10 protein-coding genes are annotated in these 11802 nt (G+C 52.6%); 2 read left to right on the top strand and 8 right to left on the bottom strand.

What is annotated here, in order from left to right:
• Positions 1–76 precede the first annotated feature (76 nt).
• Positions 77–487 carry a hypothetical protein gene (locus CRO74_RS26910; RefSeq protein ID WP_097130655.1) on the bottom strand — a complete coding sequence of 137 codons (411 nt, stop codon included), beginning with the start codon at positions 485–487 and terminating at the stop codon, positions 77–79.
• A gap of 80 nt (positions 488–567) precedes the next feature.
• The gene (locus CRO74_RS26905; protein ID WP_097130653.1) at positions 568–1023 is read right to left on the bottom strand and encodes a DUF4920 domain-containing protein; all 456 of its coding nucleotides are present in this window, start codon (positions 1021–1023) and stop codon (positions 568–570) included.
• 125 nt (positions 1024–1148) lie between these two features.
• Between CRO74_RS26905 and CRO74_RS26900 the strand changes: the two genes are divergently transcribed.
• Entirely contained in the window at positions 1149–3188 is a 2040-nt protein-coding gene (locus tag CRO74_RS26900; RefSeq protein ID WP_097130651.1) for a M13 family metallopeptidase, read from the top strand.
• 95 nt (positions 3189–3283) lie between these two features.
• On the opposite strand, the gene CRO74_RS26895 is transcribed toward CRO74_RS26900, so the two are convergent.
• Positions 3284–4435, bottom strand: a complete 1152-nt coding sequence (locus CRO74_RS26895; protein WP_097130650.1) for a spore photoproduct lyase family protein — start codon at positions 4433–4435, stop codon at positions 3284–3286.
• Positions 4436–4699: 264 nt separating this feature from the next.
• Here CRO74_RS26895 and CRO74_RS26890 point away from each other — a divergent pair, with 264 nt between their 5' ends.
• Entirely contained in the window at positions 4700–5215 is a 516-nt protein-coding gene (locus CRO74_RS26890; protein WP_097130648.1) for a DinB family protein, read from the top strand.
• A gap of 183 nt (positions 5216–5398) precedes the next feature.
• On the opposite strand, the gene CRO74_RS26885 is transcribed toward CRO74_RS26890, so the two are convergent.
• The 5 genes from CRO74_RS26885 to CRO74_RS26865 all read right to left on the bottom strand — a co-directional run bounded on the left by CRO74_RS26885 (position 5399) and on the right by CRO74_RS26865 (position 11772).
• Positions 5399–6712, bottom strand: coding sequence for an IS4 family transposase (locus CRO74_RS26885; RefSeq protein WP_218840240.1), 1314 nt, complete (start codon positions 6710–6712; stop codon positions 5399–5401).
• 253 nt (positions 6713–6965) lie between these two features.
• Positions 6966–8270, bottom strand: coding sequence for an enolase C-terminal domain-like protein (locus CRO74_RS26880; protein WP_097130645.1), 1305 nt, complete (start codon positions 8268–8270; stop codon positions 6966–6968).
• Positions 8271–8284: 14 nt separating this feature from the next.
• Complete coding sequence (locus tag CRO74_RS26875; RefSeq protein WP_097130642.1) at positions 8285–9412, bottom strand: mannonate dehydratase; 1128 nt, start codon at positions 9410–9412, stop codon at positions 8285–8287.
• A 20-nt stretch (positions 9413–9432) separates the two neighbouring features.
• Positions 9433–10296, bottom strand: coding sequence for a 2-hydroxy-3-oxopropionate reductase (locus CRO74_RS26870; protein ID WP_097130641.1), 864 nt, complete (start codon positions 10294–10296; stop codon positions 9433–9435).
• Positions 10297–10326: 30 nt separating this feature from the next.
• On the bottom strand, positions 10327–11772 hold the full coding sequence (locus CRO74_RS26865) for a GntP family permease (RefSeq protein ID WP_097130639.1): 1446 nt from the start codon (positions 11770–11772) through the stop codon (positions 10327–10329).
• Positions 11773–11802 lie beyond the last annotated feature (30 nt).

The raw sequence follows: 11802 nt of genomic DNA, 5'->3' as shown, positions 1-11802 counted from the left end.
GAAGTTAGTTGGGGTACAAAAAAGGCTGCAACGATGAGTTGCAGCCCTTAAAGTACGAAAACGCTTTGAAGAACGTCTAAATTTTTGTTACCTGCACCACCGCTGTTTGCGGTTTCCCCTGATTCGCTAAACTAGGATATGGATTTATCTCACGAAGAATCACTTTGTATCTCTCATTTTTGAGCGAAACGGTTGTTGAGTCGGGTCGTTTGTTTGAACCGTCAGGCCCCAAAAGCAGGCGTGCAAACTTTGAATCTGTGCCTTTCGATAGTAGCAATTTAACCTTAGCCTGTCCCGCCCAGATGCAGTTGAGATCCATTGGGCAGCGGCCATCCTGAATCGAATCGACCCGAACAACAACTTCAGAACCAAGTCGGCCTGATTGATGGAGGCCAAGGGAAATAGATTCCGTTGGGGTGGTTTCGTTGGATTTGCAGGCAGAAAAGAGAATTGTTCCGACGATGAGAAAACCAGAAAACCGTTTCATTGAGTAAAGCATATTCCTTGTAATTTTTTAGAGAAGACGCCACGCTCAAACGAAGGGTTGGAAACGGTTTCCGCTTTTTCTTATTTTTTCACGATCACCCCATCGGCCACGAACGTTAGGGCTTTTTCCGGCTCGGTAATCTTTGCAATTTCTTCTTTGGATTTACCGGCGTCCTCGGCAAAGTGACGGAGGTCGGCAACGGGGGTTGTCGTGTTTTCTGCCGTGCCTTCAACAACAACGGTTTTACCTACGATGTCTTTGGGAACAAAGAAACCGTAGTCTTTAAAGGTTACGCGCATCGTTTGTCCGTCGCCGGTTTTAACCTTCATCCAGCACCCTTTAACTTTACAAACCGATTCAACCGTACCTTCCACTTTAGCGGGCATTTCTTTCTTATCGGCCATTTTAGTGGCCAGTTCCGTTGCCGGAAGGGCACCCGAGGTCGTGATTTTTTTGCCGTGATAACTGGCTTCTGTTTGTGCAAATACGCCAAAAGAGGCTGCAATGAGTAGACTGGTAAGCAGGATGGTCTTCATGATTTATTCGTTGATTATACGTGTATTGTTGACGGTCGTAGTTATAATAACGAACGGAGTAGACTATACCTTGTCGTTATATTTACACTCAAAATTACCAATTCTCATTCATTTACAAACTCAGCATGAGACCCATTGTAAAAATTCTGGTCACGGCACTTTCGGTCGTAGCCGTAGCATCCTGCCAGCAAAAAGAAGAAACCACCACCCGAACGTCATTTTTTGATAAATCCGGGATGGATACAACCGTTAGCCCCGGCGATGATTTCTTTACCTATGCCAACGGCAAGTGGGTAAAGGAAACGAAAATACCCGACGATCAGACCGGCTGGGGTTCTTTCAATACGCTCTATGAAGAGAATCTTCAAAAAACGAAATCCATCCTGACTGAAGCCGCCGGTGCCGGTGCCAAAACCGGAAGTATAGAACAGCAGGTGGGCGATTTATACGCCAGCGGCCTCGATACAACCACGATTGATAAGCTTGGCTACGAACCGCTGAAGGCTGAACTGGCCCAAATTGGGGCTCTGAACGATTACAAAGAGGCTCTGAATTACCTGGCATCCAGTCAGAGTAATCCGGGCGGGAAGTTCATCGGGTATTACGTAGGGGCCGATGATCGACAGAGTAGCCTGAACCGGATCAACTTCGGTCAGGCGGGGCTTAGTTTACCCGAAAAGGACTATTACACCAAAACGGACGAGTCTACGAAAAAAATTCGCACGGCATTTCTCAACTACGCGGCCAAACTATTCACGCTGGTAGGCGTCGACTCGCTCTCGGCTAAAACGAAAGCTAACACCATTCTGGCCTTTGAAACGGCCCTCGCCCAGTCGCATAAGGAGCAGGCTGATCTGCGCGACCCGGTGGCAAATTATAACAAACTTTCCGTTGCCGATCTGACAAAACAAATGCCTAACCTCAACTGGCGAGCGTTGCTAAACTCCATGAAGCTGACCAGTATTGATACCGTGCTGGTAGGTCAGCCCGGCTATTACAAAGCGCTGGATAAAACCCTGCCAACGGTGCCCATCGGCGAACTGAAAGACAAACTGGTATTTGATCTGCTTGATGAGAACGCCAGACTGCTCAGTCAGCCGTTCGAACAGGCTCGATACGAGTTTTATGGTCGAACGTTGTACGGCCAGCCAAAACAGGCCGATCGCTGGAAACGGGTTACTCAGTTTGTGGATCGTGGGTTGGGCGAAGCACTAGGGCAGTTATGGGTGAAAAAGTACTTCCCGGCCGAAGCCAAAGAGCGTATGCTCACCCTGGTTAACAATCTGCAAAAAGTGTATCGGGAGCGGATTGAAAAGCTGGACTGGATGGCACCGGAGACTAAAAAAGTCGCTCTGGTCAAACTGGATCGGTTTGTGAAGAAGATTGGCTACCCGGATAAATGGAAGGATTATTCGGAAGTGACCATAAAGCGCGACGATTTTTACGGCAACGTACAGCAAACCTACATCCATCACGTAAAGGAAGATTTTGCCAAGATCAATAAACCCGTCGACCGGGCTGAGTGGATGATGACACCGCCAACGGTGAATGCCTACGCCAATCCAACAAACAACGAAATCGTCTTTCCGGCGGGTATCCTGCAATTCCCCTTCTTCGACAAAGACGCCGATGACGCGATCAACTACGGCGCTATTGGGATGGTGATCGGCCACGAAATGACCCATCTTTTCGACGATCAGGGTCGCCAGTACGATGCCAATGGTAACCTCCGCGATTGGTGGACCAAAGCGGACGCCGAGCGATTCAACACCAAAACACAGGCGGTTGTCAATCAGTACAATAACTTCACCGTGCTGGATAATCTGCACCTGAACGGCCGCCTGACGCTGGGCGAGAACCTCGCCGATCTGGGCGGTATTACGCTGGCTTATCAGGCGTTCAAATTGACCAAGCAGGGCCAAGGCACCGAAAAAATCGACGGCTTTACGCCTGATCAGCGGTTCTTTCTGGGTTTTGCGCAGGTGTGGCGTACTAAAGTTCGTGATGAATCACTGCGCGTTCGGGTAGCTACAGACCCGCACTCGCCGGATAAGTTTCGGGTAAATGGGCCGCTCACGAACTTCGCCCCGTTTTACGCGGCTTTTGACGTAAAGCCGGGACAGAAGTTATACAAGCCGGAAGTGCAGCAGGCTAAAGTGTGGTAATGTATGGTTAGAAGGAGTAATTTTAAAGGGAGTCAAACGCCATATTCTTAAGATATGGCGTTTGACTCCCTTTAAAATTACTCCTTCTTCAATAATCAGGTCCAGTATAGAATCGGGGCTTTGGGGAAACGTTTCGTCCATTCGGCATAGAAAAAGGCTTTCATTTCCTTCATCTCTTCCGGACGGTACACATACTTGGTACCCCCGAATTTGTTCCGCTTCTGTGACCGCGTTGCCTCGTCCATATCGAGCGAGGTGTTGGGGTACCACTGCAACAGAATGTCTTTGGAGCCGGGGGTGAAGCGGTGGCTGATGAATTCAACGTTCATATCGACCGCTTCGCCACCCTGCGCAAAGTCCAGCACTTCGGCCATGCGGTCGAGCAGGGCTGTGTAGTGATCGCGCCAGCCCGGAATGGGCATGATAGGTGCAATGACCAGCCCGATAGGGTAGCCGCCACCACCCAGCTCTTGCGGCATCGACAGCTTGCGGATACCCTGTAGCCGGGCTTCAACGGAGGCTGTTCCCCCTTCGAGACGACGGGCAATGGCGTCGGCGTTGAGGCTGACACGAGCGCGGGTGTGGCCGTTATGAGGCAGGTTTAGCAAGCTGTCAATCTGGTCGTACTTCGTCACAAAACGTAGTTCTGCCATCTCCCGCGTACCGTAATACCGGATGCACTCCGCCATACTTCCAGTCAGGTGCTCGATGCCTAAAACATCGGTATAGCAACTCACCTCGAAGGTGGTTGGGCGGTGCGTGCTATTGACGCCGGTGGTCGATCCCTGCCAGGTTCGGTTGGGAGGATAGGTGCCTTCGTACGTGGCGGTATGAGCCAGCATTTTGGGCAGGTTGGCGTAGGCCCGTACTACCGGCGGCCCGGAAAGACTACCCGCCAGATAACAATATTGACAGTGAGCCGGACACCCTTCGGCCAGGTTCATCTGCCAGTCGGCGGAAGGGGGGATGGGTTGGAGTTTGAACGCACCGGGGGGCGCATTTACGATTGCCAGCGTGTTCTTGGCGTTTCGATACGTCTCGCGTTCGTCGGCACCCCGCAAGCCCGTAATGCGATTATTTTTGGCAATCTCAATGGGCAGGTCAAGCGCCGAAATTCGCTCGTACATCGCCTGACCAAAGGGTTCGTTAAGGGCGTCGGCTGTGAAGATGACCCGCTTCGGCATCCAAAGGCGGGCCGACTTGGTAAGCGGTTCGGGAATTAATGTTGCGGTTAGTTCAGGTATCATAACGGAGTAGAAAGGGTAAGATTGAGTATTTTGTATAGACTCATCCATCTGTATTTATAACAGATAATAGAGTGGGATGAATCCCGGAAGGGGGAATTAGTTTGGTATTTAATTAATTGAAAGACAAGGGATTGTAATTTTTGTACAACGGATTAGCAATCCGTTGAGCCGATAAGCTAACAATATGTCCAATTGGCCTAGCGGCCTAACGGATTACCAATCCGTTGTACATTAACAGGTCATTTCGCAATTTGAAAATACCCTATGGAAGCACAGGAAATTACTATTCAGGACCGATTACGAGAGGATTGCCAAGAATTTATAAAATGGGCTGATACGCTCTCCGATGAACAGTTTGCTGTGCAGTTGGACGGGAAGTGGTCTGTAGTCGAGGTTATGCAGCATTTGTTTTTGTCGGCCCGTCCGGTAGCGCGATTGCTGGCAGGTTCTCGTGACGCACTCAAGCAGTGGGGAAGGTCGGAAACGTTGCCCAAAGGCTACGACGAAATCGCGTCGACTTACAAAACCATTTTGGGTACGGGGGTGAAAGCGCCCGCAGGCATGTCGCCCCGCCCGGAAGATATTCAGATCGGGCGGGGCGACATGGTGAAGCGATTTGAAGGTATTTACGAGGACCTGATTCGTGCCGTAGAATATTGGCCGACACACGAACTGGATGACTACTGCATTCCCCATCCCGTACTCGGCAAACTATCGGTGCGCGAAATGCTCTATTTCACGAGTATACACACGCAGCATCATTTGGAGTTGTTGAAGTAGTACCAACCGTCGATGCGTCGAACCGTCCCGGTCGGTTGGGCGTAGTCTATGACTATGTCTGGGCGTTATCCGGTCTCTGACCGGTACAGTTCTCGTGGTGTCGGGTCCTCAGGCCCGACATTGGGCAGTTTCTTAAAGCTTCCACAAGGTTTTGAGAAACCTTGCTGTGTCAGGTCTGAGGACCTACGGTATATACACATCTTTTTGATACGCTTGAGCCAGCAAAAAACCTTGCCATTGGTCGTAGAATCGCTGTAGACCCGTAAAGAAATCGATTGGGCCGGGTGGACGCTGGCTTTCATAACCGCTCCACCCCCCCAACCGAGCAATTAGCCAAGCGCCAAAAGCTAAACTCTCTTTTGGGTGGGGATTCTGCTGCTTACTGGTTTGACCTTCCAACTTGGGCTTAAGCACAGCTAGAAACGTAGCTTCCTCTCCACTAAAGACCACCCCTAAGCCCTGCTGGCTATGGCCCTCCCGAGCGCGGATCAATTGTAAGATCTTGACCGACCCCAACAAAGCCACCAGCATCAGCTTACGAAGCTTTTCATAAGTCGATAACTGACTCGACTCGAAACGGAAGCACTTGGTTTTGAGCACTCGAAACACTTGCTCCACATTCCACCGCTGTTTGTAATAACCTACAATGACCAATGCTTGCTGAGCACTTTGAATCTGGTGGGAGGTCAACAACACCCACTCAATGGGTGATTCCTGATTGACCACCGTTTGGGCGACTTCTTGCACCCAAACCACCCAACTGGGGTAACTAGGGGGTAAGGCCTGACGGGTTTTACTCGCCGACTTTTTGAGCATCACCTGCCCAAATCGGATCTCTAAACGGGCCAGGTGCGCGCTACGCCCATCGGTGGCGGGTAAGTCTAACTCAATGGTTAAAGCCAGGGGCCAGGCCTGAATCGTTGGGTATAATTTGGGCGGGCTGACTAAGAGCCGATCCAGTCGGCTGCGAATCAGGTAATCCACGCCCAGGGTCTTATGTAAGCCCACAATAACGGCGTAAATGTCCCCTTCCCGATCCATGATGGCCGTTTTTTTGGTGGTCGTCGGTAATTGGTCGATGGCTTGGGCAATGCTACTTTGCCAGCGATAGCTCTCTTTGTCTTCAAAGCAAAGTTGATCACGAGCCACTTTTCGTTGCTGGGCCGTCAAGCCATCCTCGACTTGGGGTCGGTTTCGAAATTCCACTGCGGCAATACCATGACAGGCTCCTGTGGTGGCATCCAGGGTTAAGACCGGATGCAGATAAAATCCTTGCTTAAGGCCCTGGGCCAGTTTACCCAGTCCGTCAATACTACGCTGGAGTCCAAAGGCAAGTTGGGAGGTATCTTCCAGCAAGAGTAGGTGGCTATGGGGATCAATACCAGCGGCACACTGTGCATAGAGATTCTTCTCCAAAGCCTCCCGACTCACACGGGGATTGGCTAAAAATCGACCAAATTGAATCTCTTCCTTACGGCAATTGGCTAGCTGGCGCATAATCAGGGACTGTTTGGCGGCCACTCGTTGGGTGAATTGGCTAAGCACATTTTCTAAGCGAAGATCTGGTAAATACATATGAACAAAACTACAAAAATAGATGTGTATATACCGTAGGTCTGAGGACCTGACACCACTTGTTAACAGTCACATAGTATGCCGAGCGTCCGAGCGTAGGTTGTAGTGCCGACCGTCCCGGTCGGGCGTGTATCCAACTGTTTTCCACCCGACCGGGACGGTCGGTACTACAACTTTACCAACGTACCGACTGGAATTTCCAGCCGGGCTGGACTTTCTGCATTTCGATTTCGTCGTCCCGTTTGGTTAGCCCGCAAGTCAGGTAGTTCTGGTGCAGCCGGGCTAACGCTTCCCGGTCCAGTTCGACGCCAAGACCCGGTTCCTGCGGTACCAATACGGCCCCTTCTTCGAACGTAAATCGTCCAGCGGTGATGATTTCATCGGATTGCCAGGGGTAATGGGTATCGAGCGCATAGGGCACCTGCGGGAGGGCCGCACCCAGATGAACCATTGCGGCCAGCGAAATGCCCAAATGGCTGTTGGAGTGCATCGACAGACCCCGCCCGAACGTCTCACAAATGCCCGAAAGTGTCATGGATGCCCGTAGTCCTCCCCAGAAATGGTGATCGCTCAGAATAATGTCTTCCGAACCAAGGGCAATGCTGCCGGGAATATCATCAAATGAAGTCGTACACATGTTCGTTGCCAGGGGCGTTTTCACCGCTTTTCTGACTTCCGCCATGTTTTTCTGTCCCCGAACCGGGTCTTCCAGGTATTCGAGAATCGGCTCCATCTGCCGCCCGTGCTTAATGGCAGTTTCGACGGTCCAAAGGGCGTTGGGGTCCACGCGCAGGGGTACGTCGGGGCCAAAAGCCTCGTATAACGCAAACATCGCGTCGACTTCCTGCTGCGGTTCGAATACCCCGCCCTTGAGTTTGATGGACTGGAAACCGAACTCCGCACACATCGCTTTGGCCTGCGCCACAATTTCGCTGGGGTTGAGGGCGCTGGCCTGCCGGGCGGCTGCCCATCCCTGTGCGGCCGGGTCCGTACCGAACGCCAACGGCCCGCCAGCGCCTTCGTATTTGTAGAACAGATAGGCCGAAAATGGAACCCTGTCCCTCATTTTTCCACCCAGCAAATCCACAACCGGACGACCCGTTACTTTTCCGATAATGTCGAGACAGGCCACCTCAATGGCACTGAAAATATGCACCAGTTTCCGCTGATCCCAGGGCGCTTCCCCGCGTTGGGCGGCACTCTCCGTCCCGAACCGATTGATCAACACCTGCCTGATTTCGTTGAGTTGAAAGACATCCCGGCCAATGAGCAGCTCTCTGGATTCGTTCAGGGAGGCATCAATGGCGGCAGTACCCGGTATTTCACTGATCCCCGAAATGTTGTCGTCCGTAATGATCTCGACAATGGTTCGCAGGGCATAGGGAGCGTGCAACCCGGCCGCGTTCAATAGGGGAGGGTCGACAATGGCAATGGGGGTAATGATGATCTGGTTAATTCTTGGGCCGGTTCTGGTATGCATGTTTGAGTAACGCGTTAGAGTGCTTCGTCGGTGACGGTTTGCAACAGCCCTTTTATGTAGCCGTAACAGAAAGAAAAAGCCTGCAAATCGGCGGCTGTGTCGGCGTGATGTGGTACGTGGTCGGGCATAACCATGCCGGAGTAGCCAACATCGCGCAGGGCACGAACCACGTGCAGGAAATTCATATCGCCGTTGTCGGGGTAAACTTCCTGAAAATTATTCCAGCCGCCTTTAATGTTCCGCAAATGAACGTTGAAAATCTGATTTCGCTCGCCTACCCATTTGATGATCGGCATAATTTCGGTTTTGGGGTCTTTCAGCCCTTCGGCGATGGAGCCGATGCAGAAATTGAAGCCGTGGTATTCGCTGTCGTATAACTTCGCAAACCGCTGAATCCCCTTGAACACATCGGGGCTGTTCCAGCGGCTGATACCCCGGTAGCCGATGGGCGTTGGCGGATCGGCAATGTGGTTGGCCAGCTTTACTTTGTATTCTTTGGCTACTGGCAGAATGCGGTCGAGGAGGTAGGTAATGCGCTCGAACATCTGCTCGATGGATACGTCACCGGCAATGGTTTTAGGCGCGTTTTGCTTTAATGCTTCTTCGTAATTCCAGGTGCTGTAAATGGCATTGCCGCGTTTTGGGTCGACCGTTTTGCCCGTGCGTAGCACCGGAAGTATGGTTGTGTTGTAGTTCAGCACCCTGACGCCCGTCTTTCCGGCCACCTGAATCATCTGCTGGAGAATCTCAATTTCCCGATCCCGCTCGGGGCTTTTTCCCAGCATGATATTCGGGTATTCGGCTTTGTCGATGCCCGAAGAGGCCAGCGGAAAATGATAGGCGTCGAGGCTGATGCCGTACTTCTCACAGGCGTCCCGTTTGCGCATGGAATCATCGAGGTCCCAGCCTTTTCCGGCAATGGTTTTAGGTGCTCCACCGTCGATGTTGAAAATACCATGCCGGGCTTTGAACTCCAGATTCTCAATGGTCGTACCGCCCGACTGGCAGCCCGCTTTCATTAATACCTTTTTCGGACGCTCGGGTTTTTGACCCGTATGGCCAGCCGTTACCGACTCGGCACCGAACGTGGCAGCACCCACGGAACCCGCCGTCAGGGCTTTGATAAAGCTTTTACGTTTCATTGTGGTAAAGGTTTAAGGGGTTATTCTTTTTCCAAAAGCAGCAGCAGGGAACTATGGTCCAGGTCGCCGTTGCCCTGCTCGATGGCGGCCTGCATCTGCCCGGCTACCAAGGCCGTACCGTTGAGCGGAACGGAAAATGCCTGGCCGGTCTGTAGGGCGATGCTCATGTCTTTCCGATGTAACTTGATCTTGAAACCCGGCGTGAAGTTCCGTTCGATCATCCGTTTGCCATGCAGGTCGAGGATGCGGCTCTGGGCGAAGCCACCCAGCAGCACCTCCCGCATTTTCTCCAGGTCGACACCGGCTTTCCGGGCCAGCGCAAAGGCTTCGGCAACGGCCTGAATCGTCATGCCCACGATCATCTGGTTGCAGGCTTTGGTCGTTTGACCCGCCCCCGGCTCGCCGATATGCACAATGTTTTTGCCCATCACCTGAAACACCGGCAACGCCCGATTGAAAGCCGCTTCGCTGCCGCCAACCATGATGGAGAGCGAGGCCGCTTCGGCTCCCACCTGACCGCCCGAAACTGGCGCATCCAGCGCGTCAATGCCTTTTTCCTGCATTTGCCCGTAAATAATTTTGGCCGTAGCGGGCGCAATAGTCGACATATCAATGAACAGAGCGCCCGTCCGGATACCGGCCAGCACACCGTCCGGCCCGCTCACGACTTGTTCAACATCCGTCGAATCGGGCAGCATTGTAATGACGATGTCGCAGGTCTGCGCTAATTCCTTACTTGTCGGAAAAGCTTCCGCACCCGCGCTTATCAGGGCGTCGGCTGCTTTGCTCTGGCTCAGAACAGCCACCGAATACTCCGCTTTGAGTAGATTCAGGGCCATAGGCTTTCCCATGATACCCAGTCCGATAAACCCTATTTTTTCCATGTGATTTTCATAAATCAACGATCAGATACTTTACACCAGCGGAAACAACTGGGCACCGATGAGAATGATAACAAGGCCGGTCAGGCCCATGACTACCAGCAGGGGCGAGATGGTTTTCAGGGCTTCCTGCTCTGTTAAGTTGCTGAGCTTACAGATGATCCAGAACCCGGCATCGTTCATCCAGGGCACCAGTTTCGAGCCGCAGCCAATAGCCAGCCCAAGGTACAGCGGATGAAATTCGAGGTTCGCGTTGCTGGCCATCCCCGATAGTATCCCCGAAGCCGTGATCAGGGCCACCGTAGCCGATCCCTGCGCTGTTCGGACAACGGCCGCGATGAAAAACGCCATCGGAATCAGGGCCATCTGATACTCTTTGGTCATATCAGCGATGCGGGCGCTGATGCCCGTTTGCTGGAGCATACCGCCAAACGCACCCCCCGCAGCCGTAATGAGAATGATACCGCCCCCGCTCAGCAGCGCTGCCTGAACGAAAGGGGATAGCCCTTCTTTGCTGCCTTTTTTCTCTTTGGCCAGTACAAGCAGGGCAGCGATGCCGCCGGTTACAATGGCGATGTTCTTATCCCCGAAAAATTTGATCAGGTTTACCAGCTTCATCCCCAACGGCGAGGTCGTCAGTGGGGTGCCGGGCGTCGCCATAGCGGTGAGAGCCGTATCGAGGCAGATAAATACGAGTGGGATCAGCACTGGTAAAAGCGATAACCCCAGCCCCGGCAGATGAATGGTTTCTTTAGCCGCAATGGCTTCGATGTCGACCAGCCGAGCATCCAGCGAATCCCGCAAAGGAATGGGCCATTTTTTGTTCGCCCAAAGTGCAAAGAAATACCCGGCGGTGATGGTAAACAGACCAACGATGGTACCGCCAACCATCATCATCCCGATGGGAATGTGCATTTCGCCGACCAGAAATAACGGCCCCGGTGCGGGTGGAACCAGCGAGTTGGCCATAGCGGCACCGGCCATGACGCAGAGAACGAGCAACAGGTAATTTTTGCCAATCCGCAGGGTCATGGCTTTGGCCAGCGGCATCATCAGGAAAATAACGGTGTCGAAAAAGACCGGTATCCCCAGAAAGAAACTGCTGACCAGAAACGCGATGGGTGCTTTGTCGATGCCCGTGAGCCTCAGCACCGAGCGGATGATCCGTTCGGCGGCACCGCTTTCCAGCATGCATTTGCCGATGATCGCGGCCATGGCAATGAGAATGCCTATTTTACCGCAGGTGTTGCCAAACTCGGTGGCAATGCGTTCGCCAATGCCTTTTTTTGACAGGGCCAGCGCAGCCGCCGGAGCGGTGCCTTTGGCCAGCGCAAATTGTTCGATGGCGGAAGCCGGGGTTAAAAAAGCCACGACGAAAGCGCCGAGCAACAGCGCCAGAAACGGGTGAAGTTTCAGGCCAATGATGCCGCCAACGACAATAATTACGCCTAAGGCCAGGATGAGTAAGGGGTCAGTCATTCAGGGAAAAATAAAAGTTAGGAGGGGGTA

This window comes from Spirosoma fluviale, from assembly GCF_900230225.1.
GTDB lineage: Bacteria > Bacteroidota > Bacteroidia > Cytophagales > Spirosomataceae > Spirosoma > Spirosoma fluviale.
The sequence above is the reverse complement of the archived record's forward strand: the minus strand, read 5'-3'. Positions and strand labels throughout refer to the sequence as shown.

Coding starts and splice junctions, on each gene's coding strand:
- CRO74_RS26910 (WP_097130655.1), bottom strand. CDS start 487: ATGAAACGGTTTTCTGGTTTTCTCATCGTCGGAACAATTCTCTTTTCT.
- CRO74_RS26905 (WP_097130653.1), bottom strand. CDS start 1,023: ATGAAGACCATCCTGCTTACCAGTCTACTCATTGCAGCCTCTTTTGGC.
- CRO74_RS26900 (WP_097130651.1), top strand. CDS start 1,149: ATGAGACCCATTGTAAAAATTCTGGTCACGGCACTTTCGGTCGTAGCC.
- CRO74_RS26895 (WP_097130650.1), bottom strand. CDS start 4,435: ATGATACCTGAACTAACCGCAACATTAATTCCCGAACCGCTTACCAAG.
- CRO74_RS26890 (WP_097130648.1), top strand. CDS start 4,700: ATGGAAGCACAGGAAATTACTATTCAGGACCGATTACGAGAGGATTGC.
- CRO74_RS26885 (WP_218840240.1), bottom strand. CDS start 6,712: ATGCGCCAGCTAGCCAATTGCCGTAAGGAAGAGATTCAATTTGGTCGA.
- CRO74_RS26880 (WP_097130645.1), bottom strand. CDS start 8,270: ATGCATACCAGAACCGGCCCAAGAATTAACCAGATCATCATTACCCCC.
- CRO74_RS26875 (WP_097130642.1), bottom strand. CDS start 9,412: ATGAAACGTAAAAGCTTTATCAAAGCCCTGACGGCGGGTTCCGTGGGT.
- CRO74_RS26870 (WP_097130641.1), bottom strand. CDS start 10,296: ATGGAAAAAATAGGGTTTATCGGACTGGGTATCATGGGAAAGCCTATG.
- CRO74_RS26865 (WP_097130639.1), bottom strand. CDS start 11,772: ATGACTGACCCCTTACTCATCCTGGCCTTAGGCGTAATTATTGTCGTT.